Source organism: Reyranella sp. CPCC 100927, from assembly GCF_007859315.1.
In the GTDB taxonomy this organism is placed as follows: Bacteria; Pseudomonadota; Alphaproteobacteria; order Reyranellales; family Reyranellaceae; genus Vineibacter.
Window position 1 is genome coordinate 105,716 of record NZ_VOHA01000003.1, and the last position, 25,578, is coordinate 131,293.

General features: G+C 62.4%; 19 protein-coding genes. 7 read left to right on the forward strand and 12 right to left on the reverse strand.

Annotated elements, in window-relative coordinates; all coding sequences use genetic code 11:
- Positions 1 to 368: 368 nt before the first annotated feature.
- The gene (locus tag FQU96_RS10055; RefSeq protein ID WP_146540768.1) at positions 369 to 1,736 is read left to right on the forward strand and encodes a Hint domain-containing protein; all 1,368 of its coding nucleotides are present in this window, start codon (positions 369 to 371) and stop codon (positions 1,734 to 1,736) included.
- Between the two features lie 88 nt (positions 1,737 to 1,824).
- Positions 1,825 to 2,697, forward strand: a complete 873-nt coding sequence (locus FQU96_RS10060; protein ID WP_146540769.1) for an FkbM family methyltransferase — start codon at positions 1,825 to 1,827, stop codon at positions 2,695 to 2,697.
- Here FQU96_RS10060 and FQU96_RS10065 read toward each other — a convergent pair.
- The 5 genes from FQU96_RS10065 to FQU96_RS10085 form a co-directional block, all read right to left on the reverse strand.
- Positions 2,678 to 4,348 carry a glycosyltransferase family 4 protein gene (locus tag FQU96_RS10065; RefSeq protein WP_146540770.1) on the reverse strand — a complete coding sequence of 557 codons (1,671 nt, stop codon included), beginning with the start codon at positions 4,346 to 4,348 and terminating at the stop codon, positions 2,678 to 2,680. The two genes, FQU96_RS10060 and FQU96_RS10065, sit on opposite strands and share 20 nt — an antisense overlap.
- Positions 4,349 to 4,443: 95 nt before the next feature.
- The gene (locus FQU96_RS10070; RefSeq protein WP_146540771.1) at positions 4,444 to 5,667 is read right to left on the reverse strand and encodes a glycosyltransferase; all 1,224 of its coding nucleotides are present in this window, start codon (positions 5,665 to 5,667) and stop codon (positions 4,444 to 4,446) included.
- The gene (locus tag FQU96_RS10075; protein WP_178130424.1) at positions 5,667 to 6,713 is read right to left on the reverse strand and encodes a hypothetical protein; all 1,047 of its coding nucleotides are present in this window, start codon (positions 6,711 to 6,713) and stop codon (positions 5,667 to 5,669) included. The genes FQU96_RS10070 and FQU96_RS10075 overlap by 1 nt, the downstream gene beginning before the upstream one ends.
- Positions 6,710 to 8,014, reverse strand: a complete 1,305-nt coding sequence (locus FQU96_RS10080) for a glycosyltransferase family 4 protein (protein ID WP_178130425.1) — start codon at positions 8,012 to 8,014, stop codon at positions 6,710 to 6,712. The genes FQU96_RS10075 and FQU96_RS10080 overlap by 4 nt, the downstream gene beginning before the upstream one ends.
- A 273-nt stretch (positions 8,015 to 8,287) precedes the next feature.
- A complete protein-coding gene (locus FQU96_RS10085) occupies positions 8,288 to 9,292 on the reverse strand; it encodes a polysaccharide pyruvyl transferase family protein (protein WP_146540774.1) in 1,005 nt (334 codons plus the stop codon).
- A 359-nt stretch (positions 9,293 to 9,651) separates the two neighbouring features.
- Between FQU96_RS10085 and FQU96_RS10090 the strand changes: the two genes are divergently transcribed.
- The 3 genes from FQU96_RS10090 (at position 9,652) to FQU96_RS10100 (ending at position 13,561) form a co-directional block, all read left to right on the forward strand.
- Entirely contained in the window at positions 9,652 to 10,647 is a 996-nt protein-coding gene (locus FQU96_RS10090) for a polysaccharide pyruvyl transferase family protein (RefSeq protein WP_146540775.1), read from the forward strand.
- A gap of 30 nt (positions 10,648 to 10,677) precedes the next feature.
- Positions 10,678 to 12,135, forward strand: coding sequence for a lipopolysaccharide assembly protein LapB (locus tag FQU96_RS10095; RefSeq protein ID WP_146540776.1), 1,458 nt, complete (start codon positions 10,678 to 10,680; stop codon positions 12,133 to 12,135).
- Between the two features lie 199 nt (positions 12,136 to 12,334).
- Positions 12,335 to 13,561, forward strand: coding sequence for a hypothetical protein (locus FQU96_RS10100; RefSeq protein ID WP_146540777.1), 1,227 nt, complete (start codon positions 12,335 to 12,337; stop codon positions 13,559 to 13,561).
- 29 nt (positions 13,562 to 13,590) lie between these two features.
- Here FQU96_RS10100 and FQU96_RS10105 read toward each other — a convergent pair whose 3' ends face one another.
- The 3 genes from FQU96_RS10105 to FQU96_RS10115 all read right to left on the reverse strand — a co-directional run bounded on the left by FQU96_RS10105 (position 13,591) and on the right by FQU96_RS10115 (position 18,055).
- Positions 13,591 to 14,916: a hypothetical protein gene (locus FQU96_RS10105; protein WP_146540778.1), complete on the reverse strand. Its 1,326-nt coding sequence runs from the start codon at positions 14,914 to 14,916 to the stop codon at positions 13,591 to 13,593.
- A gap of 65 nt (positions 14,917 to 14,981) precedes the next feature.
- On the reverse strand, positions 14,982 to 16,322 hold the full coding sequence (locus FQU96_RS10110; RefSeq protein ID WP_146540779.1) for an HlyD family type I secretion periplasmic adaptor subunit: 1,341 nt from the start codon (positions 16,320 to 16,322) through the stop codon (positions 14,982 to 14,984).
- A 2-nt stretch (positions 16,323 to 16,324) separates the two neighbouring features.
- Positions 16,325 to 18,055 carry a type I secretion system permease/ATPase gene (locus FQU96_RS10115; RefSeq protein ID WP_146540780.1) on the reverse strand — a complete coding sequence of 577 codons (1,731 nt, stop codon included), beginning with the start codon at positions 18,053 to 18,055 and terminating at the stop codon, positions 16,325 to 16,327.
- Between the two features lie 291 nt (positions 18,056 to 18,346).
- Between FQU96_RS10115 and FQU96_RS10120 the strand changes: the two genes are divergently transcribed.
- A complete protein-coding gene (locus FQU96_RS10120; RefSeq protein ID WP_146540781.1) occupies positions 18,347 to 18,973 on the forward strand; it encodes a methyltransferase domain-containing protein in 627 nt (208 codons plus the stop codon).
- 21 nt (positions 18,974 to 18,994) lie between these two features.
- Positions 18,995 to 21,517, forward strand: a complete 2,523-nt coding sequence (locus FQU96_RS10125) for a glycosyltransferase family 2 protein (protein ID WP_146540782.1) — start codon at positions 18,995 to 18,997, stop codon at positions 21,515 to 21,517.
- Here FQU96_RS10125 and FQU96_RS10130 read toward each other — a convergent pair.
- From FQU96_RS10130 to FQU96_RS10145, 4 genes are all read right to left on the reverse strand, one after another.
- Entirely contained in the window at positions 21,480 to 22,739 is a 1,260-nt protein-coding gene (locus FQU96_RS10130) for a glycosyltransferase (RefSeq protein WP_178130426.1), read from the reverse strand. The two genes, FQU96_RS10125 and FQU96_RS10130, sit on opposite strands and share 38 nt — an antisense overlap.
- Positions 22,726 to 23,562: a SapC family protein gene (locus FQU96_RS10135; RefSeq protein WP_146540784.1), complete on the reverse strand. Its 837-nt coding sequence runs from the start codon at positions 23,560 to 23,562 to the stop codon at positions 22,726 to 22,728. The genes FQU96_RS10130 and FQU96_RS10135 overlap by 14 nt, the downstream gene beginning before the upstream one ends.
- Positions 23,559 to 24,314 (reverse strand): SapC family protein, encoded by a 756-nt coding sequence (locus FQU96_RS10140; RefSeq protein ID WP_146540785.1) that lies wholly within the window; start codon positions 24,312 to 24,314, stop codon positions 23,559 to 23,561. The genes FQU96_RS10135 and FQU96_RS10140 overlap by 4 nt, the downstream gene beginning before the upstream one ends.
- Before the next feature lie 158 nt (positions 24,315 to 24,472).
- The gene (locus FQU96_RS10145) at positions 24,473 to 25,534 is read right to left on the reverse strand and encodes a calcium-binding protein (protein ID WP_146540786.1); all 1,062 of its coding nucleotides are present in this window, start codon (positions 25,532 to 25,534) and stop codon (positions 24,473 to 24,475) included.
- Between the last annotated feature and the right edge of the window lie 44 nt (positions 25,535 to 25,578).

Below are 25,578 nucleotides of genomic sequence, written 5' to 3' on the forward strand. Positions count from 1 at the left end.
AATCGCATGTACAAGCGATGACGTTTGTTGGTCGATCACCGTGCGCAAAGGCGTAAGACAAAACGGTTAAAATCAGCGCGCGTGTGCACGCGAAAAACGAGCATGCGATACGCAGTTTCGTCGACAATGCAGCATCGGTTTGCTATGCTCGCAAATATTAGTGCGCCTTCCTGCAATATTGCGTAATTCATTTGGCGAGGACTACTCGATCGTCACAGTGATTGCGGGGAGATTACATGCAATAAATGAAAGTGCACTACGCGGTCCCCTTTCATCCTCCCAAACAGCGCAGAAACTTGCGTCATCGCGCCGTTACAAACGGCGGAGCAATGTGACTCATCATTTATTTTTTCTGCACGAGGTTCCACATGGCCAGTCTGAACGGAACGCCCACTGACGATACGCTCAGAGGGACGGGCGGTGATGATGAAATAAGAGGTGGTGCCGGTGACGATATCATCATCGGCGGCGCCGGCGATGACGTCATCCGCAGCGGCGCGGGTGACGATGAGGTCTGGGCCGGTGCGGGCGACGATGACGTTCGTGGTGGCGCCGGCGATGACGTGATCCGCGGCGGTTCGGGTGACGACGTTCTGCGTGGTGGTGCTGGCGACGATGTGATCCGGGGCGGTTCCGGCGATGATGTGATCGGCGGCGGCTCCGGCGACGATGAATTGAGCGGCGGTTCCGGCGACGACGAAATCAACGGCGGTTCCGGCGATGATGTTCTCGTCGGCGGCTCTGGTGACGACGTCCTGGCTGGCGGTGCCGGTGACGATGTGTTGCGTGGTGGCGCCGGCGATGACGTGCTGCGCGGCGGCGCTGGCGATGATGTGCTGAGAGGCGGCGCTGGTGACGATGTCATCGAGGGCGGCGCCGGTGACGATGTCCTCGACGGTGGGTCCGGTGACGACCGGTTCGTCTTCACAAGCCAGTCATCGTCGGCCGCATTCGCCGCCGCTGCAGCGACGGGAAATGGTCACGACACCATCGTGGGGTTTGACCCCGATGGCGATCGCCTGGATTTGAGCGGCTTCGGCAATTTTACCCTGACGCAGGTCGGCAACGACACGCTGGTGACGGGCGAGGACGGCACGCAGATCACAGTGGCCGGCGTGACACCCGAAGAACTCGAGTCGGCGATCATCCCGTGCGTCGTGCGCGGAACCATGGTTCGCACACCCGATGGCGACGTTCCTGTCGAAACGCTGGCCATCGGCGACAAGGTCCTGTCGATCGATGGCACGATCCGGCAGATCCGCTGGATCGGCCGGCGCAGCTACGCGCGGGCCTTCATCGAGCGTAACCCCAAGGTCGCACCGATCCGCATCCGGGCCGGCGCGCTGGGCGATGGGACGCCGACGGCGGATCTCATCGTGTCGCCGGAGCATGCGCTGTACCTGGACAATGCGCTCATCCCGGCACGTTTCCTGACCAACGGTGACACGATCAGCCCGATCAGCAGCCTCGAGACGGTCGACTACTTCCATGTCGAGCTGGACGGTCCGGATGTCGTCTGGACCAATGGCGCGCCGACGGAGACGTACGTGAACCACGGCAATCGCCGGATGTTCTCGAACTGGAACGAGTATGTCGCACGCTACGGCCGCGAGGATGAAGCGGCCAAAGGCTCGAATGGCGACTATGTTCGTCGCTTCAAGACCGTCTACAGCGGGCCGGCGCTGCAGGCGGTGCGTGCCCGACTGAACAAGGAGGCATTCGACAGCGCCGCCTGAGGCGCTGGTCGCGTTGTCGCAGATCACGATCCGGGCGACAGCTCGGATCGTGATCCAGTCCGCTCGCGGTACAGGTGGAGAGCGCACGATGACTCCCTCCGATCGCCACGCAGAGAAAACGGCAGAATGGGACGGCGGACTGGAGCGGGCGCGCGCCGCTCTGTACAAGAAATACCGGACATGGATCAGCGGCCACGATGGCGCATTCCTGTATGAGAAGATCATCCAGCAGCTCTATATGGCGATTCTGGAACCGGGCGATGCCTGCATCGATGTCGGCGCCAACAAGGGCTTTCACAGCTTTCCCATGGCCGCCGCCGTCGGTAACACTGGCAAGGTGTACGCTTTTGAGCCCATCAGTGAACTCAATGCCGCCCTGGTCGATCGCGCTCGACGCGAGGGCGTTGGACAGGTCGAATTCATCGTCGCCGCGCTGGGTTCCACGACCGGTGTTGCCGAGTTCTTCAATATCAAGAACTACACGCCACTCAGCGGACTGAAGCTGCGCTCGCCACCCGCCGACGCGGTCATTGAGAAGATCCGGGTACCGCTGATGCGCCTGGATGATCGCATTCCACGGGATGTACGGATCCGCTTCATCAAGATCGATGTCGAGGGCGGCGAACTCGACGTCATCAAAGGCAGCCTGGAGCTGATCAAGCGAGACCGTCCTGTCATTGTGTTCGAGGACGGGCGCGACAAGGCAGCCGAGAACTACCAGTACACGATCGACGACTACTTTGGCGTTCTGTCCGGGGCCGAATTGGTGCCGCTCGACATTCTTGGCGCTCGTATCACGCGGGCCAACTGGCAGGACAAACAAGTCTACTACACGGTTCTTTGTCCCAAAGAGCACCTGGACGATGTCAGTGAAATTCTACGGTTGACGGTCGCCGAGAAGGTGATTGGCGCTGCCGAGGCGATCCGCCGTGCCCGGGAACTCAAAGCTGCCGTGTCCTAGCCACGAAACCGGTCAGCCAGTCATCGATGCGGGACGCAGCCGTTGCCAGTCCATAGTGTTGCTGCATGGTTCGTCGTGCTTTTGCGGTTACCGCCGCAACGGCACGTGGATCGCGCGTGATGCGCCGCATCTTCTGCGCCGCATCGTCCGCCGACGGCTCGGCCCACACACTGCCTTCGGCATAGACGTACTCATCCGATCGCACACTGCGCAGTGTGCAGGAAACTGGGAAGCCGGTGGTTGAATCCAGGAATGACGTATTTCCAGACCAGTCCGTGGCGATGACGGGTGTTCCCAGCAGCATCGCCTCCGCCAGGATGCGGCCGAAGCCTTCGGAACGATGCAGCGAAACATAGCAATCGGCATCCTGCACCAGGCCACAGACTTCGCCGCGGGCGAAACTGCCGTCGATCAGGACGATGCGATCGTCATCCGCGACCTGTCGCTGCAGATCATGGAGCGCTTCCGGGTTGGCATGCCCGTTGATCGTCTTGATCAGCAGCCGTTCATCGCCGGCGCGTGATGGGAATGCCAGGCGGAAGGCTTCGATCGCCGCCGCCGGATTCTTGCGCGCGACGTAGGAGTTGAAGTCGAACATGCAAAGGAAGATGACGTCAGTTGCCGACAGTCCGAAGCGCTCACGGTCGAAGGGGACAACCTCGGGCACGGCGACGTGCGGCGGCATGAGCATGACCGGCTTGGATGTCAGGCGCTGGAAGACGTCCAACAGAAAGTGACTCGAGGCCCAGATCTCATCGACCAGATCGAAGGCGAACCGCCAGGTCGGCGGCAGGCTCGTGAGCTCCCATGGCCAGTATCCAATGTTGTGGCGGCCCGCAAAGAGATTTGCGCCGTGAGCCAGCTTGAGGCGCGCCGTTTCGAACGCGGGCAGACAGAAGACATTGATGGGGTAGACAGGCCTGTCGCTGAAGTACGTCTCTCGTCCGGATTTGTCAGTCGTCACGATCTCGGCTGGATAACGGACGTTGAACACCGACTGCTGAACGCCAGCCTTCAGCAAGACTTCGGTCAGAGCACGGGCGTCTTCGCCGATGCCTGAGACTCCGTCGGCGGATCCGATGACGTTGATACCGGGAAGGCCGGAGCGGTCTTCCGATGGTGGTGGGCAGTGCCATGGAACAGTGTTCCCACCGCGATTCTCGGACAGCCATGCCGCGGCATCGCGTTCATCGGGTGGCGCGTGGCGAAAGCCTCGTGTGTCCGCCTCGCGTTGCGCAAGAAAGCGAAAGAAGTCCCAGCGTGACATTGGCTTCGATCGTTGCGCACGGCGGTTATGGTCCTCCATCAAGAAGCTGCGCTCGCGCGCGGTGAGCAGGAGGGTGAGGCGTAACTGGTGAACACCGCTGACATAGTACCAGGCGTGAAAGTCGTCGACGCTCCCGTCAGGCGGTGCGGCGCCATCGGCGCGCCGCCTGTGAACGTAAGCAGCCAGTCGCGTCAAGAACGGTGGCTCCGGTGCTGCCAGGAACGCGATGTAGGCCGGCGAAAAGGTGACCTGCTGATACTGATGACGCCCCTCGAGGGCAAACCAGAGAAGGAACTGACTGGCGCCATTCTCATCCAGAGGTGGCGGCGAGGGGTTGCCGCCTGACGTCAGCAGGTAGGATGCCCGCAACGTGTCATCAGTCATCAGTATGTCGAGAGCGCGCACGCGCGCGCGACGCACACCGGCTCGGGTTTGCAGGTCGTCCAGTACCGTCGTGCGCAAGCGTATGATGACCCCCGCTAGCTGACTGTTCCTGCCGGATGGGCGGTTGACTGAAGCCGGTGCAGGAGCCGGCCCGAAGGCTGGGCTGGCATCGGCTCAGGTGGCTGGTGCGGCGGGCTGCCTTGGCGATGCTTCCGGATCAGGGACACAAGGTCATCATAGCTCCGGGTGACCTCCGCCATGTAGCGCACGAACAACGCTCGCGATGACAGCACCAGCTCTTCGCGCAGCGCGCCAGACGCCGTGTACGCCTTCATGGCGTCAATCATGTCGTCGATCGTATCCAGCTGGTGGAACGCATGTTCGGTGCGCAAGCCTTCGAACGCATCGCGGGTTCCGATCACGGGTTTGCCGAAAGCAATCGCCTCGATCGTCTTGATCTTGAGACCGGTACCACCCAGCATCGGGTTGAGCACGCATTCGACCACGTCGTAGAAGCGCTCGACCTGCTCGACGACACCGAGAAGGAAGGGATGCGACTGCAGCGTCAGGCGGCGACGGGAAATAGTGCCGGCCAAGGCCCATCGCGCGACGCGCTCCTGGGCGAGCGCGGAATCAATCGCGAGGACGGAACGCACATTCCACGGATTGCCACTGCCGAGGTAGCCGAACGTGAAACTGGGATGTTCAGTGTGTGGCCGCCTCAGAAAGCCTAGTTCGACCGGATGCCCGACAGTAACGACCGGGCCGGAGAATCTCTTTTGAATCTGCTCCGATTCGCGCTGCTGGATGCCGATCACCACGTTGGCGCGTTCGAAACCCCGATGCTCCTGATCGATTGTCGTAAAGAACCAGCGCGGCTCGAGGCTCTGTTCTTCCGCCGTGAGGTGCCGATCACCGAACAGGTCATGGGTATCGATCAGCTTCAACGGCCCGTCGAAGCCGGCAAGAACCTTCGACATCCACACGTAGTTGACGATGACCGCGTCATACTGGTGCACCGATACGAGGTCCTTGACGGTGTCGCAGAGCTGGTCCGCGCACCAATCATCAATGCCCCATGACTGGGCGAACGTCGGGCGCGCCAATGGCTGCGAGCGGACGAAAAAGAAGCGATGCCAGAAGCCGATCATGACTTCGGCTTGCTCCTTGGAGAGGCCCTCCATGCCGTAATAGAGGAAATCTGCCCTGACGCCGCGCCTCTTGAGCTCAAGGCCGAAGGCCTGGATCCGGACGGAATTGCCCTGAACGGCCGGATGCGACGGAATCGGCGAGACGACCAGGATCTTGAGGGGGGACATCACGAGATCATCTCGATTTTGTCGATACACAGACCGAGAAGGCGATGGCCCGCGCCATCGGGCACCATGTGGGGACAGACAAGCGACAGGACCGTCATGTCCTTGGCCGGCGCGCCGAGATCGACGGACACCTTGCCGCTGAGATTTGACCAGGGATCGAGGCGATGGGGTGTGTGCCGACCATCAACGAGCACGCGCAGCTCCGCCAGATTACGGGGATCCTCCGTCTTGATGACAGAGATGTTGAGTTTGACCGGCGTGTCGGGCGTGCCTGTCAGCAGAATACGGAAGTGATTCGAGGGACCGGTCCAGATCCACGAATAGTCACCTTCGTTCTCGCTGCGGTACCCGCCATCGTGAACCAGCGCGCTCGCCACCAGCCCTGTCGTCGGCGGTGGGGCCGTTTGTACCGCCAGTGTGAACGTTGCGTCCGGGCGCCGCGCCGCGTGGGTTGGCGGGGCGCTCTTGGCGCGCTTTTCGGGGGCGGGTTCCAGTGGGAGCGCGGCGCAGACGGTGTCGAAATCGGTCGTTGGTATCACCCACCAGAAGCAAATGCCGGGCGCGACCAGCGCGATAACCCGCCGACCCTCCAGCCAAGCCACCATTGCCGGACGTGTAATGATCGAGCGAGTCCGCGATACGCGGATCACCAGTGACCGGCTGCTGTCGATGAGGTCAAGGATGGCTTCAGCCTGGTCAAGCGAGTCGGCGAAGACTACGACTTTGCGCAACCGATCAATGGAATCGAACAGACTCGCCCAGGTTGACGGCAATGGCCGGCTGGGCGACGCCAAATAGATGTCCCGATGACCGCCGGCTTGTCGAAAGCGTTCCAGGAACTGGCGCGCTGTGGGTGCCAGATCGTTGCCGCAACCGAAAATCGCTTCTCTGTCGAGGCCGGCGCATTGGCCGATCGGTAGGCTGGCATCGATGACGGAGAACTTTCCAATGCCGGCCCGAAGCGCTGCGAACAGCGCGGCCATGGTCTTGGGTGCAATGCGCGATCGTACGCCGACAGCGGCCGCGCGTTTCACATCCATGGTCATGGTCGCCATCCGTGGGCTCGTCCGAGGATCGAGAGGCCCACGGCGTCGCTGCCGTCAGCGCGATCGCTGCTCCAGTTACGTCCGGACGGCCGTGGAAGGAAGCGCACGGTTTCGATGGTGACATGGGGGCCAAAGGCACCCTGCAGCAAACCCGGTGCATCCAGGCTGTAGCGCGCGACGTCATCGGCCGAATCGAACCATAGAATGGCTTCAAACGCGCCGTCGATGCCGGATATCCGTCGCCGTAGCTCGGATGCGTCCAGTTGGGCAGCCTTGTCGATTTCCACCCTGGCCACCGTTGCCCGCGAGGAAGGTTGACCCTTGGGTGATCGCCGCGGCGACGGGGTGGCGCGCATCGGCCGGGGACGATGAACAGCATCGACGACATCCGAATACTGACGTGCGACCGTCCTCAGTGAGAGCGCGTTGCGTGCGTAGTGCTGAGCCCGTTCGCCGAACAGGGCGCGCAAGGCAGTGTCACGGAGAAGCGCCTCCATGGCCCGTATCAGCGCGGGGACGGTATCAAAAATCGGGATATGGACCGCCGCTTCTCGGGGAATTTCGGTGTAGGCCGCCGTGTCGTTGACAATGCAGCAGCGGCCGGCGGAGAAGGCGCGTGCCAGCGTTCCGGAGCTCTCGCCGACCGACGGGAAACGCAGGTTGACCACGATGTCCGCCGCGACGATGTAGGCATCGAGATCGCTTTCGCTGACATACCCGGTGATCGTCGACACCTGGCGCAGCAGCGGGTGCCGCTCGAGGATTTCCCGCAGCGGGAACTCTGCCGGGCGTTCCTCGCCAGCATGGATCCAGCGAAACGGGATACCCCGCTGCAGCAACACCTCGAGGGCATCGATCAGCCAATCGAAGCGCTTCGCGCGCGTCGCGAAGCCCGATGTCAGGACGATGGTTTCGTCGGCCGGTAGCCCCAGCCGTCGCCTGGCATCCAATCGCGACGTGTACTTCAACGACGGCGCGAAATGGGGGATCACGGCAATCTTTGATGTCGCGTTGGTGCCGTAGGTGGCTCGAAGTTTGTTCAGCGCATAGTGCGAATGGACGACGATACCGTCGGCCAGGGACAGTATTTCGCCGACCATGTCGAACAGGACGTAATTGGCCTGCGTCTTGAGGCGATTCTCCTTCCACTGCCGGCCGAAGACGTCGCCCAGCGCGGGGTTCTGCGACAGCATGCCGGCCATGATCGACTCCAGGCGCGGCGAGCACAGTTCGTAGAGGTAAAGCAGGCAGAGGTCGTGCAGGGAAACGACCCCAGCATGGCGACGCAGCGCTTCCAGCACGAAAACGTGGCCGCCATTGTTGCCGATCTGGTGGAGAATGGGCGAATCGGGAGACAGAAACCGGAACGCCTGTGCCTGGTCGCGGATCTCGATTCCGGCCGGTGCCGTCGCCAGAACATCATCGCAGTAGACGACGCAGGAACGGATCTGTCTGAGCTCTTCCAGAAGCATGTACGCGTAATCGGCGATGCCATTGCGCGCCGGCGGCAGGGGGGTGAACCAGTTCAGGTCCTTGTGCAGCGATGGATTTGCCACCATACCCTCGGCAAAGGCTCAGTTCACGCCGAGATCGGCGCGAATGCGCTCTGCCAACCCTCTCAAGCCGTCGCGGGCCTGGGCCTTGATGGCGGCGCGGGTAACATCGGGAATCTTCGCCATGTAGCGCGGCAGCCGGTCGGGCAGCGTTTCATGCCGGTGGTGGGCGATCAGCTCCTCCCGTTCGATCAGCTTGTAGAAGTTTCGGAACTTGTCCGTGGTGATCAACGTGATGGCTGGCGTTCCGAACATCGTCGCCACGACGCAGCCATGGAACTTCATGCTGGCCAACACCGAGCATTCGCCGATGGCGCGGGTCAGGTCGGCAATCGACTCGGACAGCACGACTTCCATATCAGGGAAGGGAAACTCCGCGACAGCGTCGCGATCCTCCCGGCCGATCACGCCGGTGGCCAGGACGATATGGCGAAGCCGGTAGCCGTAGGCCTTGGCGCGCGTGCAGAGTGCATGAACGTTGCTCCACTGGATCGATCCTGGCTTCTGCTTGCGTGAAATCAGGCCGAACACAGGTTCGCCGGCGGGCCGGTCGACGGTGGGCATATCGAGCGCACAGACGATGTCGGGTGTGACCTGCACGTCACAGGACGGGCCGAGCTTGGCGATCATCCACTGCCGGGTCTGCTCGTCGCGAACATGGATATGCTTGACACTGGGATGCTGGAAGAATGTGGCGAGGCGGGCGACGATCGCCTGCTTTTCACCGCCCCAGGTCGGTACGCCCACGCCGTGGATATAGACCGGCTTTGCCAGGAACTCCGGCTCAAAGTACTGGTCCGTCCAGTAGCTGGGCTCCACCAGGTCGCCACCGCCGATGAGGATGGCGTCGACCTGCTGGACCTTGTCCTTCAGCGGCGTGTGGAAGTAGGGCCGATGCAGCGCGTCCTGAAAAAACACGAACTCGAAGTCGCCGAGATATTGATTGAAGACGTCCAGGAACAGTTCGTCGCCGTAGTTGCCATAGTGGTAGTAGCCGACAACGCCGAGTTTGCGCTTTTGTGTCATGACTGGGATTTCCGCGTGCCCGAGATCGCCGCAACTCGAGACCAAACTATCGTCGCATCGGATTTCATCGTCCTGACATCAGACGGCCGGTAAATCAGCCGAGCACATCGCAGAGCCGCTTTATGTTGCAGATCAGCCGGCACATCGGCCGAGTGAAGTCGGAAGTAAAATGTCACAGAAATTTCCACGTGAAATAAGAAATGGTGGCCGAAATATGTAGTGGTATGTCATTTATTATAGACGTGAAGGACAGTTTGTCTAGTACGGTGAAAAACAGACCGTGACTCGTTATTGATCGATGACTGGCGTATCGTCGGGCGATCGAAGGGGATCAGGTCATCAATATCACAGGTGACAACATGAGCCGCGCGCGCATCGGGCTGGTCGGATATTACGGGTATGGCAACTACGGCGATGAGCTTTTCAGGGTCGTCTTCGAGAAGATCTTTCACGACTGCGACATCATTACGATGCAGGATAACCCGTCACGGCCCTATTACAATGACGACATAAAAGAGAAAATTGCCTCTTTGGACTGCATCCTGATTGGCGGTGGGGATCTCGTCATCGCCAACTACTGGTCCGACCAGTATTTCGAGGATCCGTTTCTCGCGAAGCCGATCTATATTCACGGCGTGGGTGTGCCGACCTGGAGCGGCATTGACGACAAGGTCGTGCAGCGGCTGGCGAAATTCTTCAATCACCCCTCCGTTCGCTACATCAATGTGCGGGATCATGAGAGCCGGGTGTGGATCGAGCAGAAACTCAATCCGGCGACGCCCATCGATGTGACGGCCGATATCGTCTGTGCCCTCGATCTGCCGAAGGGACTCGAACGCAAGGAGGGACGGGTCTTTGGGCTCATCACCCGCAAACAGATGCCGGGGGAGATCCAATGGAAGAATGTCCGGGCCCTGTGCGACAAGGCACGGGGCCTCGGCTATGAGATCAAGAACATCATCCTGGGCACCGGCGCCGACCGCGCCGCGGATATCGCCGGATTGGCGGAGTTCCCGTACGAGAATATGCGCACGGTCGAGTCTGAAGACCTGTGGGAGCTGACGCGCGAAATCGGTTCCTGCGATGTCATCGCCAGTATGAAATTTCACGGCTGTGTCGTGTCGACCCTCTACGGCATTCCCGCCATCGGCATGATCACAACCGATAAGTTTCGCAATCTGTACGGCGGCATCGAGCGGCCGGACCTCATCGCGCATCACACACATGCCAATCTCGCCGACCGCCTGGCGCCGTTCATGGCGCGCATTCCACGGCTGACCCGCAATCATCTGCGCGAGAACGCAATGCGCGGCCTCACGCGGCTGCGGCGTCGCATGCTGGATGAGGTCGACTGAGTAAGGTGGCACCGGTAGGAGGGACAGACGTTGAACGTGGATACGCTTGCCGGCCTGTACATGTCCGGCCAGTATGACGCCGTCGTCAGAAACGCCGACACCGTGTTGTCGACCGGGAAAAACGGTGAGCGTGCACACCGCCTCACCGGGCTGGCCTTGGCGAGGCTCGGCCGGTACGGAGAGGCGCGGCGGAACATCGAAGCGGCCATGTCTCTGACGCCGCGGAATGCCACGATTACGTCGTGGCTGCCGGCAGACATGCTGCATTCGTTCCTGTCCGCAACGCCCGACTTCAGCTGGGTGTCGTACCAACTGGCGATTACGGCTTTCAACAAGGGCCAGCTTGATGAAGCCGTGACCCGCGCAACGACGCTCGTGCAAGACGCCGAGGCGCCCCAGCCGATCCGATCCGCCGCAGTGGAACTTCTATGCGAGTTTCACCGCCGTCGACTGCCGCTGAAGGACGCTGTCGAGGCGATCGAACAGGCGCTGGACCAAGCGACAGCCTTCATCGAGATACCGGCGGCGGGACTGTTCCGAGGCGCCATCGCTTATGAGCGCGGCGACCTCGATATTGCCGAGGCGTCCCTTTCTGTCGTTGCCGGAGAGGCTTCAGCGGGCTTGGTGGAACGAGTCAAACCAGCGGAAGGCGCTGCCACGTTCAGGGCGCACCTGCAAAGGCCGTCCGGTGCGCTGCAACTCTATTTCCGATGGCGCGGCCGGCAGTCTGTCGTCGATCCCGTCAAGCCGACGATCCATGACCGCCTTGTCATATTGTGCGCCGCCGAGGGGCGTGACGTTGCCGTGCTGGCGTCGAGCTTCATGGCATCGGTATTGCATCACTGTGGCGACGTCATCGTCCACCTGCACATCGTCAATCCGACCGACGAAAGTACAGCCGTGCTCGCTGATCTGCGGACCCAGGTGCCATGGTTGCGGGTCAGCACATCGAGCGAGGCGTTCGCCTTCAGCGCACCGCAACCCTATTACGCCGCCGTACGTTACCTCATCGCGCCCGAGATCCTGGCCCTTTATAAGCTGCCTGTCGTCGTCGTCGGTATCGACTCGGTGTTTGTCAAGTCGCCGTCGGCGGGCCTTGCGGCGTTGGCCGGTACCGACATTGCGCTCATGCGCAGTCCGCGAGATCGCCTGGAGTATCCATGGACAAAGATTGCAACGAGGTGTGCCTACTTCGCACCGTTTGCGGGCGCCTTCAGTTATCTGGCCGACGTGGGACGATTTTTCTGGGATGTCTACGATCCGGCCGGGAAGAAGAATTGCACATGGATTGACCGCAATGCGCTCCAGTATGCGGCTGCTGCGTCGGAATCGGGGCGGATCCGCATCGGCGATCTTGGGCGTGCGTCACTGGACAAGACCATCGAAACCAGATCGGCAATGGAGCAGAAGCAGGATTTCGGGAAGCGCATGAACGCCCGATATCCGCTGTCGGGTCTTCAGAAGAGACGTGCAGCGCCACAGAAGTAGGTTGGCCATGAGTTCCTTCAGCAAGCTTCCCAGGTTGATTGCGGCTGCGGCATTGATCCTGTTGCCGGGTGTATCGGCGCTGGCCGAGCCGCCGGCTTGCCCGGCCGAGGTCGTCAAATGCTGCGATGTATCGCGTGTTGCGGCATCGCCGGTGGAGCACCGCCTCCAGCTCGGACTGCAGATCTGGGTGGAAGGGAACATGGACACCACCATCGGCCGTCTGCAGGAGATCGAGCCTGCTGCGTTGCGGTATTCCACGGGGCCGAATTGGCGGCGTACGCCTCCGATCGACGATCGTGCTTCCTATGAAGACGTGCGCCGGTATGTCTCTGCGGCATTCCAGCAGGCCGGCAAACGGTCCGAGGAGCACGTGGCTTCCTTGAAGCGGATCTTCAGCGGGTCGAACACGGAGGCACATTTCATCATCTGGGAACCACCGGTGACTCTTGCCGAGTCGAAGGGAAAAAAGGCGACGCCGGACAAGAGAAGCCTGTCGGAATCGGCCATCACGGTCACCGCGATGTTCTATGTCGCGCTGTTGGCCGAGCTGCAGCAGCGAGGTTATCCGGTCGACGTCGTCGAGCTTTCCAATGAACCCGACGGTGACTGGAATATCCGGATCCCGCCAGCCCGCTATGTGAAGCTCGTGGCCGAAACGCGGCGCCAGGCCGCGCTCCATGGTGTAAAACTGCCGCGCATCGCGGGGCCGGGGGTGGGGCGGATCGCATCCCTGGGGGCCTATCTGGCCGACCCTCAGATCGCCAAGGCGCTGGTGCGCGATATTGATCATATCAGCGTTCATGCGTGGGATGACCGCACCAACCTCGATACCCTCAAGGAAGCACGCAACGCACGCCAGAAACTTGACCGTCTGGGCTACCAGAAGCCGATCCTGGTCAGCGAACTGGCGTTGACGTTTCTCAATCCCACGGACCGCGACCGCGGTGTCGGCGCCAACTTGCGGGCGGCGGATGCCGTGAGCAACCAGCCAGCCTATGCAGCGAAGACCCTGGCTCTGACCTTGGGGTTGGCTGCCGCCGGCTACGGCCCGCTCATGTATTGGGAACTCAACGATCAGCAGTGGGGAAAGGCCAGCTACGGACTCTATAGCCAGCGGGGCGATCAGCGGCCCATTCTCGATGCCTGGCGGGAACTATCCCGCCTCGTGCGACAGACCGGCCGTGTCGACGTTGTCCCGCTGGAGTCGAACACGATCTTCGGCTTGACCCGCGAAGGGCGGATGACAGCGATCGTCGCCGTCAATCCCTCGCCCAAGCCGGTCGGTCTCCTGCTCTCGCAGGACCTGCGCGGCTACGCTGCGTCCGCGTCCGACCGTCCCCACCGCAAGCTAGCCGAATGTAGCGGCGGTGCCAGCGGTACGCGCGTGATCGATCCCAACGGTATCGCGATCATCGAGGTCCGCTGAATCGAGCGGGCGGCAGGCGCTGTGTGGATTTACGCCGGATAGACGAACGCGATCTGCGACACCGCGATGGACAGCAGCCGCTGGTCACTCGACCCTTCCAGGGCCGCCGGTGAAGCACTCACCATGCTTTCGATGCGCAGCATGTCGCAGGAAATCGGTGACTTACCTTTGGGAGCCTGAAAGCGCAGTACGAGCGGGCCACCGGCCGCGGACCGCTCGCGCAGGACATTGGCCGGCGTGCCGTCAAAAAAGCAGTTCAACATCGGCAGCTCGGCGCCGTAGATCCCCAGCACGCTGATCTGCACTTCCAGCACCTTTTTCTCCGGTGCTGGATTGAAGACGATCGCTTCGCTGGCCATCCAGCGATACTCGTCGCCATCGTCGAGCTCGACGTCGTACCAACCCTGCGAGAAGGCGCTGGAGCGCAGTGGCACGACTTGTCGATCCGTCGTATGAGGTCGATCAGACATCTCGCCGCGCGTCTTGGCGCCTGACTTCACCAGATCCAGGAACATCTGCATCTTTTTCTGCTTGCCGGCATCGAGCGCAGGTGCGCCGGCGACGTGCTGGATGTCGGTTGCGGCGACACGATCGAAAAGCAGCGATGCCGAGTACTCGATGAACGCGTCGATCCGATCCTGCAGCAGGCCGATGCGCGCGGTGATCTCGTTGTCGAGTGCCTGGATCTGGTACCCGGTCGCTTGCTGGCTTTGGTCGAGGCGACTTTCGAGCTGAATGATTCGCCGTTCGCTGTCATCCGGGTCAGCCCGGCGGTACACGATGGATGACAGGGGGCCGTCTTTGCCGATGACGAACATATCGATCGTCAAGCCGTTCTCGGTGAGATCCTGCGGTTCCAGACGGACGTGGAATTGGAACGATGCTCCGCCGTCGTCGAGCAACCGGTGCTGATCGACGACAACGCCACGCGGCACGACGCCGTTGATCTTGGCGAACATCTCCGGCCGCAACAGTCCGTTCACGCGATTGACGGCAACGCCGCGCACGACGCCGTGCTCGATCGAAAGACTCTCGATCCGGACATCACCCAGTCCGACGAGGGCGATGGCGTCAGCCGGCGTTTTCAGTGTGAAGGGAGTGGCGATTTCGACGCCATCACGCATGCGCGCGAACCGGATCTCGCTCGGCAGGTCGACAAAGGGCAGGTACTGGATGGGATATTCGATGATCTCCCCGGCACGGAAGATGCCGCTGATGTAGTTTTCTCCCACCTTGATGCCGTTGACGTAGGCAACCACCACGTCGTCCAATTCGGCGTGGCCGACGCAGGACATACGAATGGTCTGGTAGGTAGCGCCGACAGTGCGGATGGGTGTGATGGAGTCTGTGGCCATGGTCGCTGCGGCGACATCCCGCGCTTTCGAAAGAGCTGACGAGGTCGAAGGAGGCAGATGATCCATCACCGTTCTCTCATGCTCTTGTTGAAGCGTTCCAGGATCGGATCCAGCAGATAGACCATCACGGTACGGCCCTCCGTCGGGATGATGACGTCTGCCGGAATCCCCGCCGACAGTCGGTTGGCGAATTCCTGTGGAATCGAGGACCGGTCGACAGTGACCTCGGCGGCAAAGTAGGGGTCGCGGTTGGATGTGTCTTCCAGCAGCCGGTCGCGCGACACGCTGCGCAGCGTGCCACGGATGACATCGGCGCCGAAGTAGCGGAAGGACGGGAAGCGAATCTCGGCGTTCAGGCCCGGACCGACACGATCGATGTCGAGCGGCGAGATTTTGGCCTGGATGACGAGTATGTCGTTGACCGGCACGATATCCAGCACGGGGTCGCCCGGCTTGATCACCCCGCCGACGGTGAAGATGCGCATCTGCTGGACGGCACCGGCAATCGGGGCCTTCAATTCGAATCGCCGCTGCGCGTCCTCGGCGACGACCAGCTGCTGGCGCACATCGCTGAGCTGTCGGCGGATATCCAGCAGCTGCGTCGATACCTCCTGGCGATAGTCGCCCTGAACCTGGTTGCGCTTGAGCTCTGCCTCGATGAGGCGCTCCTTGAGTTTCTGGGCCTGCAGTTCGCCGCTGGCGATGACGCCTTCCAGGCGCAGTTTCTCGCGTTCCAGCGGCATGACACGGTTGACCGAGACCAGCTTCTGCTTCAGCAGTTGCCGCATCGGCTCCAGTTCGCGCTGAATGTTCTCCAGAGTCTTCCTGGCCGTCGCCAGATCGCTGACGTTCTGGTCGGTTTCGCGCTTGATCTGCTCGATCTGCGCTTCGGCGACACTGAGATTGCGCTGCAGTACATCGCGGCGCGTGTCGAACAGACGCTTCTGGTCCGACATGGCCGCGGCGACAGCCAGATCGGTCGACCGTTGCAGAACCTCAGGCGGGAAGGCCAGCGACGGCGCACCGTCGCGTTCGGCGAGGAGCCTGGTCTCTTGTGCGAGCAGTCCCGCCAACTGGTTCCGGTAGAGGTCACCCTGGGCATCGACACGTGTCGGATCGAGACGCAACAAGACCTGGCCCGCGGTAACGACATCGCCGTCGCGCACCAGGATCTCGCGAATGATGCCGCCTTCAAGGTGTTGGATGGTCTTGCGGTTCGACTCGACGGCAACCACGCCGGGTGCGACGGCGGCACCGTCAAGCCGTGCCGTGACCGCCCAGGCGATGAACAAGCCCAGGCCGACAAAGACCGCGATATAACCGAGGCGGACGATGCTGGCCCAGTTGGCGGAAGGCAACGGCGCCAGACCGCTGGTCAGGACTTCCGTGCGCGGAGCGGCCGCCATGGTCACTGTGCTCCTGAACGCACGACGGCGAGTTTTTGCGACGACCGATTGTTCGCCAGCCGGGCAACGATCTGATCGCGCCCGCCATAGGCGTGCACGGCACCGGCATTCATGACCAGGACGTCATCGCAATAATTGATCATGTTCATGCGGTGCGTGACGATAATGACGATGGCGCCGCGGTCGCGCATCTGCGCCATGGTCTTGGCCAGGCTCTCCTCGCCGACGGCGTCGAGGTTGGAGTTCGGCTCATCCAGGACGAGAAGGCAGGGATTGCCATAAACGGCGCGTGCCAGCGCGATGCGCTGGCGTTGGCCGCCGGAAAGAACGTGGCCGTCCGGACCCAGTTTGGTGTTCAGTCCGTCCGGCAGGCCGCGGACGATATCCTGGATGCCCGCAACCTCGACCGCTTCCAGGATGGCCTCGTGATCAAGGCCGTTATCGTCCTGGAAGCGCCCGATGTTCTCGGCCACTGTCCCGGACAGCAGTTCGACATCCTGGGGAACGTAGCCGAGATAGCGTCCCAGTTCGTCGGGATCCCAGTGCGCCATGTCGTGACCGTCCAGCGAGACGGCGCCGCGCCACGGACGCCAGATGCCGACCAGCAGTTTCGCGAGCGACGACTTGCCGGCACCGCTGGGTCCGACGACTCCCAGGATCCGGCTGCGTTCGGCCGTAAACGAGATGTCGTTCAGGATCGCCGACTCGCGTTGGGGCGCCAGTACCGTGGCACGCGCCACCACCAGTGGCCCGGCAGGCCGTGGCAAGGCGAAGCGCTCGTCATCGTGCTTGGTGGCTTCCTGCAGCACCGTGTCGATCCGATTGGCCGAGAGCCGGACGGTCCAGAAGGCGCGCCAGCCCGAAAGAACGCCATCGACAGGTGCAATGGCCCGTGAGGAGAGAACGGACGCAGCAAAAATGATGCCGCCACCCGCCTGCTGTTCCAGGAAGAGCAGGACACCCACCGTCATCATGGCGGGCCCCTGGACGTGACGGACGAAACGCAGCGCATCGCCGATCAGGCCGGCACGTGACATGCCCGCCGACTGCCAACCCAGCATCTCCGTCTGCTTCTCGTGCCAGCGCGAGGCCAGGGCCGGCAGCATGCCCATCGCCCGGATCGGTTCGCTGTTGGCGATGATCGATCGTCCAAGTTCGGTCGCGTAGGCGCCGCTCACCTGGGCAGCACGGACCGAATCACGGACCAGCCATTGATGGGTAATGGTCAGGGCGATGACGATGAGGACCAGTACCAGCAGGGCCACACCCAGCAGAGGGTGGAACAGAAACGCCACCACGATGAAAAGCGGCGCGAAGCACAGATCGAGGAGCTGGATCAGAAGGTTTCCGGCGACGAATTCCCGGACCACGTTGATATCTTGCAGCATCGTATTACGGACGACGGAACTGAACTTGTCGTTCCTTCGATTGATCGCCTCGAATACTTTCTTGCTGACGTCGTTGTGCAGGGAAACGGCCATGCGACGCAGGACGTGCAGGCGCACGGCCTCCAGGATCGTCCACAGGGCGAGCATCCCCAATGTGATGATGATCAGGAACAGCAACGTCTGTTCATTACGACTGTGCATCACACGTTCGTAGAGTTGCAGCATGAATAAGGTCGGAGTCAGGCTCGACACGCTGATGACGAAGCTGAACAGCGTCAATGCGACGATCGCGGCATGGTACGGCCGCACCTCAAGCCACAGCAGATTGTGCTTCTGATCCAGCATCCGGGTTCCTATCGGGGGCAGTCGGTTCGACCCGTCTAGAACTTTGCGGCGGTCCGCTGCAATTTGGCCGGCATTCGCCCGTCTCTCGTTGCCAGCTCGTGCAATTTCTTTCGATAGACTACAAATCCGTGTAATCAATCATTGATCATTACCGAAATTTATCATGGGTCTAGTACGTCAACTTAAATAGACTATAAATCACGCCCAGACGACCTGCAACGAATCATGGGCGATCGATTTTCATCGATGCTTGACGTAGAGTCGCAGCACGCCGAACGGCGAGGGTTGGACATGGTACATGCAGTTCGTCGGCGACGTGTTTTGCATGCAGGCTGCGGTGTCTATGCACCGGGTAAGCTTCATCCGGTTTTCCGGGGTGAAGCATGGGCGGAAACAAGGCTCGATATCGATACCCAGGTGCAGCCCGACATCGTCTGCTCCATCCATGACATGTCGTCGGCAATACCGTCGCGCAGCTATGACGCATTGTGGTCGTCGCACAACATCGAGCACCTGCACGCACATGAAGTGGCGACTGCATTCAGGGAATTCTTTCGGATATTGAAGCCGGACGGGTTTGCGCTCATCCGCTGTCCCGACCTCGAAGCGGTCGCTGACATCCTGCTGCGCAAGGGGCCGGATCATCCGGCCTACATGTCGCCGGCGGGGCCGATCACGGCGCTGGACATGATCTATGGCCATAGCGCCTCTGTGGCGCGGGGCCATACGTCCATGCGGCATCACACCGGCTTCACGGCGGAGCGGCTGGGGCGGCTGCTGCTCAAGGCCGGCTTCATGGAGATTCACACCAAGCGTGCCGTCGAGTTCGATCTGTGGGCGGTCGCTTTCATGCCGGATGTCGCGCCCGCGCCCGTGCTGGCTGATCTGGCGCGCGGTGGATTGACGTTCGATGGCTAGCGCCAAGGCATCGTAGCGCCGATGGATACTGCCGAAATCTCGCCGCCACCGACGTCCGCGGTCCGGCGCGCCCTGGAGGGCTTGTCGTTGGCGTCGGCAGGTCATGCAGCAAGCCTTGCCGCACAGGCCAAGCGGTACCTCGAGGCTCGGGACGGCTGGACTGCGTGGTTGCTGGCCGAGCGCCTGATGCGGTTGCGGTCTGGCCTCATTGCCGATGATTATGTCCTGCGTGCCCTGGCATGGATGGCGGTCGGGGACAACGAAAGCGCCCGACGCGACATTCGTGGCGCGACGCTCATTGATCCGGGTCATGCCGTCGCCAATCGCTTGAGCCTGACGAGCACCGATCCCGGTGAGCGCAGCGAGGCTGCGCGCCGGCTGCTGCGGTCGGGGCAGGGCTCCACCATACGCCGCGAGGCCCTGCGGATTCTGCGGGCAGAAGGTGTTCAGGTCGCAGGTGGCTTCGAGAGCACTGTAACCGGTATTCGCGGCTGGATCGCCTGGCAGGGTGCGCCGACATTCGAATGCCATCTGGCTTTCAAGCAGGGCAGCGAACGTCACGGGGTCGAAGCCCGGTCCGACCATCCCATGGCCGGCGTGTTCGACCATGTGGCCGCTCTGGAATGGCCATGGCCACCGGCCGCCGACGCTGTGACCGTCACGTGCGATGCGCCCAGTAGCGTTCTGCAGCCGCGGCAATTGTGGAGAGCGGATCAACCGCCAGCGTTGTGGCGAGCGACATGCGCCATCGTCGCTGCACCGCCGGTCGGTCTGCGCCGTGTCGCCGTCATCGTACCGGTCTATGATGACCTGCCGGCCACGACAGCGTGCTTTCAGGCACTGCTGGCTCACCCAGAAGACTCCATCGCCCGGCGGATTATTGTTGTGGACGACGCGACGCCGGATCGCGGCATCGCGGCATTGCTGGACGACCTTGAACGCCAGGGCGATATCGTCCTGGCGAGGAACAAGGTCAATCTCGGCTTTGCCGCCAGCGTCAATCGCGCGCTGGCGATGCTCGAACCGGGCGAGGACGCCCTCCTGTTGAACGCGGACACGGTGCCGCCGCCGGCGCTCGGCACCCGTCTGGCCCATGTTGCTCATGCTCATGAGGACATCGCGACGGTGACACCGTTGTCGAACAATGGTGAATACACCAGCCTGCCGGTGCGCTTCCGGGAAAATCCGTTGCCGTCGCCGGAAACGCTGGCGGCGTTGGATCGCCTGGCCGCCGATCTCGGTGACGTCGACCCCGTTACCCTGCCCAATGGCATCGGGTTCTGCCTCTACGTGAAGCACGCCGTGCTCGAGGCGATCGGGCCATTGTCGCTGCGGTTCGGGCGCGGCTATGGCGAGGACATCGAGTTCTGCCTGCGTGCCCGGGCCATGGGATTTCGCCATGTCTGTGCCGGCAACGTCTTTGTCGGGCATGCTGGCTCGCGGTCGTTCAAGAGCGAGAAGCGGGCCCTGGTCGTCGAGAACCTCGCGCAGATCGACCGCCTCTACCCGTCGTATCGACGGGAGTCGGCGCGGTTCGTCCGCGAAGATCCGCTGCAGAGCGTGGCCGGCCGCCTGGAATGGGCCTGGTTGCTGGCCAGGCGGTCGCCATTTGCACTGGTGATCGCCGCCCGTGAGCGCGATCCGACGTTGATCGATCGATACGCAGACGCACAACGCGCCGTGGGGCTTGATACGATCATTGCGACACCGCAGGACGAGGGGACGGGCGTGACGGTCAGCCTGCGGGATCACGCCGGGCGCTTTCCACAGAACGTGTCTCTGAGCTGCGACTCGGCCGATGGATTGGCGCGCGACCTTGCCCGGTTGCCGATCGCCGTGCTCGCCGTCATGGATCCGGGCAAGCTCCCGGCTGGACTCATGCCGGCAATAGCGCGCGGGTTGGCGTGCGATGTGCTGATCTCCGATGCACTTTCGGCACGACAGGCCCATCCCGGCGCACACCGGATCGTTCCTGCGACGACACGACTGACCCGCGTTCTGAGGGCGCAGTCGCCCGAAAGCGCCTCCCGGATTCTCGACCTTCCGCATGCCAGCGCCGAGCCCGGCATTCGGCGTGCGCTGCCAGGGAGGTCCGGCGCGTTGTTGATCGTTGGCGAGGATGCGGCTTCCGACGATGTCGATCTGATCCGCCGCCTCGCGGCCGATCTGGGCCAGGCTGATGCTCGTGCCGGCATAATCGTCGATGGTGGCATGGACGACGATCTTGCGACGATGGTGCAGCAGAATATCTTCGTCCTGGGGCGTGAACCGGCTCGCAGGCGCGCGCTCGCGCACTGCCCGGTGCCGATCTCCGGTGTCGTTTTTACGTCGCGGCGCTGGGGGGCCGGCGATACGCGCGTCGACGACGTGGTGGCCTGCGGCGTGCCGGTGGCCTATTACGATCCGTCGACGGACCGCAGCGAAATTGTCGGCCACGATCTTCTTCTGTCTCTCGAGGAGTCTGTCGCGACAGCAACCACCATACTGCTTCAGTGGTGGTCGGGACTCAGCGCAGCAAAGGCAGATCGGCGTAGTCCCGGATGATCTCGAGATATTTCGGCAACGTTTGCTGCTCGAAGTCGTAAGCTTCGATCGTGCGTGCGCGGGCAGCGCGGCCCAGGTGGGCATGCTTGCGTGGGTTGGCCAATACGCCGACGATTCGCTCCGCCAGGCGATCGGGGTCGAAGAAGGGAGTCAGCAGTCCGTTGACGCCATCTTCGATCACCTCGGTGACCGGTGCCGTATCCGAAGCGACGAGCACACAGCCCAGCGACATCGCTTCCAGGATCGACCACGACAGCACGAAGGGGTAGGTCAGGTAGGTGTGGACACGCGAGACACGCAGCAGGTTTACGTAGTCTTCGTAGCGCAGATGGTTCAGCATGTGCACCCGCGAGCGATCGAGCTGGCCATCCAGCTCCGCCAGCATCTTTTCCCGCCAGCTGCCGTAGTCATCCGGTGGCGTTCCGTAGGAAACGCCATCGCCGCCAGCGATCAGAACGCGCGCATGCGGGCGATCGCGCAGGATCCGGGGCAGGGCACGCATGAAGATGTGGAAACCGCGATAGGGCTCCAGATTGCGCGCCACATAGGTGACGGTCTCGTCGCCGGTGCGAAAGACATGCCCAGTGTTGGGGTCGACGAAAGTGGCTTCTGCCGGGGCGAGACGCTTGGTGTCGATTCCGTCGTGGATCAGGCGGATTTTCGCGTGGTATTCGGTCGGAAAGAGGCTCTTCTGCCATTGCGTCGGCGCGATCGCCGCATCGGCGTCGGCCATGGCCAGGAGGGTGGAGGCATTGCGCAGCGACACCCGCACGGCGCCGTCGATGCCGAGCTGACCCGATTCCGGGTCGAAGCCGAGATCGGCGCCGCGCGTGCGGTAGAAGAACTCGGCGTAAGCCACGATGTGCGCCTGTGGAAACAGCTCACGCAAGGGAATGGATTCACCCCAGCCGGGATGGACGAAAATCAACCTGGGCTCGACGTTGTTCAAGCGCAGGGCATTCGCCGCGTAGATGACCTGTTCGGCACGCCGGCATTCGATCTCGAACCGGCGTGCCAGTGAATGGCTGGCCGCGATCTCATTGGCCGAGACACTGTAGCGGGTGAGGTTGACGCCCGGCGCGGCGGCGGCGGTGCGCGATCCGATGGCGTGCAGCCGCACATCAGGGCGTTGCGCCAGGAAGTGCGCGATCGCCTTGAACTGGCCGGGGAAGTTCGTGTGGACGAAGAGTATGTCGACCGCGGTCGCCTTACTGATCGTCACCTTCCGCGAAGGCTTCGAAAGAGAAGAGGGAGCTGTCATCAATCCTCAGGTCGACGGGCAGAACGGCATGGGCGTGGTAGTCAACGGAAGGCAGGCCGGCTGCGGCGTGGCCATCAGCGGTTTTTTCCGGCAAGAGATGCGAGGCCCAGAGGCGACTCGAAAAGCAGCAGGCCGTGGCGAGGTCCAGTGCCAGGAAGCCGTCCACGGCGAGCGCCACGGTTCGCGCTGGTGTCAGCCTGCGTAATCGGTCTTGGTCGACCACCAGCAGGTGCGTGTCGAGCGCCTTGCGTGCATTGGACGATGTGAGCTTGACGAGCACGTCGGCGGCGAGGAGCGTGGCGGCGGCTTTGGCGAGCCGCGTCTTGCCGATCTCAAGTCTATCCAGATGCGCCACGGTGGCGGCAAAGTCCCGATGCGGTCGTCCGGTGTTGAGGGTGAACGGCAGAACGGCGGTTTCGTCCGCCTCGTCAAGGCCCGTGGCGATCTCGAGTTTGACGGCACCGCCGTCCGCCCGACCGGCATGACGGAAGGGCAGGCATCGCAGCGCCAGCGGCATGTAGAACGGCAGCCATCGTCCGTCATCGCGAATGAGCGGACGTGCCAGAAAGTCGCTATGAACGACGGCGACGACTTCGCAGGCGCCTGCATCCTCGCGCACGGCGAGCGGCAGATAGAGTGCGCTTTGCAGGATTTCGCTGTCCGACAAAGAGATGGTTCCGATCCGATTGAGGAACCGGAATTGGCGCGGGCGGCTCCAGACGCCGGTCGGTTTCTCCGCCAACGCTTCGAAGCGCAGCGCGCTATCGAGCGAATTGGAGGTCACGTTATCGACGCCAGTTCGCGTGAGGGCGCGTCCTTGGCGATGGCAGCCCGCGCCGCCTGCAGCAGGATCGCGATCCGGAACAGCGAGATGCGGTGCGCCGTAAGAAACATCGCCGCTTCGGCTCCAAAGGCGTGCAGGAAGCGCAGCAGGCCGGCGTGTGCCTGAGCCGCGGGACGAACGACCTGGAGGTCATCGATGCGGACACGCTGCCCATCCGGGCCGAGTTCGAAATCCAGTGGCCAGGGTTCCAGAAGCTGGCCGTCGACAAGTGCCTCGGTGAAGCGTCGGCTTTGATCGATGGCTTGGCGAAGCGCAGCCGCGGACTGGACCCGCAGCGATGCACCGCGACTGAGCCGTCCGTCAGCCATCAGAAGAGGCGCGCCGATGTCGGTCGGCCGGTCGGCGACGATGTCGTCGATCCAGATGTCGTCGGTACCACCGGACGGTGCCGTCGCGATGACCGGAAAGGCGCGCAGCACCAGGGGCAGCGTGCCGGCCGCCGATGTCGGCCGGGCAGCATGTCCGCGGCCATCGTCAAGCAGGGAGCGCAGAATGCAAAGATCGACGCGATCCTTCTGCAACCGCCAGCAGATCGGAAAATGGGCGGCCAGTGTCAGCGCTTCGGTGTGTGCGATAGGGACCAACTGGCGGGTTCGGACGTGCGCATAGGCTTCCGGCGCAAAAATCCTGCTGTGGCCCCAGTCGGATGCCAGGCGCCGCGGATTCTCATAGAGTTCGTTCCAATAGATCATGGTGTGGTCAAGCTGGCGCAGCCGACAAAGACTGGATAACCACCGGGTTCCGCTCGGACCACCAACTGCAGCAACAACGCCGCCGATACTCAGATGCGCGGAAAAAAGGAGGGGCCGGCCGGCCCCTCCCCAGACATGTCTGTCGACGAGGCCGACAATCAGCTCTGTTCCTGATCGTGGAAGATGATCCGCTCGATGCTGGAGAAGCTGACCGTGCTGCCATCTTCGAACGTGTAGGTCGTGATGTCGCCATCGACCTCAACGGTCTTGGCGTCGGTGCTGTCGTAGTTCGTGATGTGGATGGTGTCGAAGCCCGATCCGCCCACGACCGTGTCGCCGCTGACGTTGACGAAGAAGTCGTCGCGGCCGGAACCGCCGACCAGGTCGTCGTCGCCGGCATCGTCCGAGTCGGCACGGAACACGTCGCCGCCGGAACCGCCCACGAGCGTATCGTTGCCGCTGCCGCCGACCAGCGTGTCGCTGCCGGCACCGCCACTGATGAAGTCGTCACCGGCTTCACCGAAGAGGATGTCGTTGCCCGCACCGCCCTCGATCGAGTCATCGCCGGCACCGGCTTCGACGTAGTCGCTGCCCGAACCACCTTCGATGGTGTCGCTGCCGGAACCGCCCAGGATGGTGTCGTCGCCGGAGCCGCCGCCGAGCCAGTCGTCGCCGGCACCGCCAGCGATCCAGTCGTCGCCGGCACCGCCGTCGATCGAGTCATCGCCGGCCTCACCAAACAGGTGATCGGAGCCGGCACCGCCGCTCAGCGTGTCGGCACCAGTGCCGCCATAGACGGTGTCATCGCCGGCGCCAGCCGACACCTGGTCGGAGCCGGCACCGGTGAACACGACATCATCGCCATGTCCGGTCAGGGTGATCTTGTCATCGCCGCCGGCGGAGGCGACGACCTTGCTGCCGCCGCCGATGCTGGCTTCGACATTCTCGTTGGTGGCGAAAATGATGGCGTTGGCATCATCGCCGCCGGTGATCGGGCCTTCCGGCGTACCCTGGTAGAACAGGATTTCCCTGTTCGCACCCGGCGCATCGCCGAACTGCAGTGCTTCGAGATTGGCCTTGTCTCCCGACGTCGAACCCGGTGCGAAAACACCGGTCGAGTCGATGGCCTCCAGAATGCGGTTCCACTCGGGGTCAGAGAACAGTCCTGTTCCCTGAACAAGGTCGCCTACTTCACTCCGACTCAGGTCGTAGGTCGCCATGCTCGGATCCTCATCAGTTGGGGGTTAATCGGTTGCCGTAAATC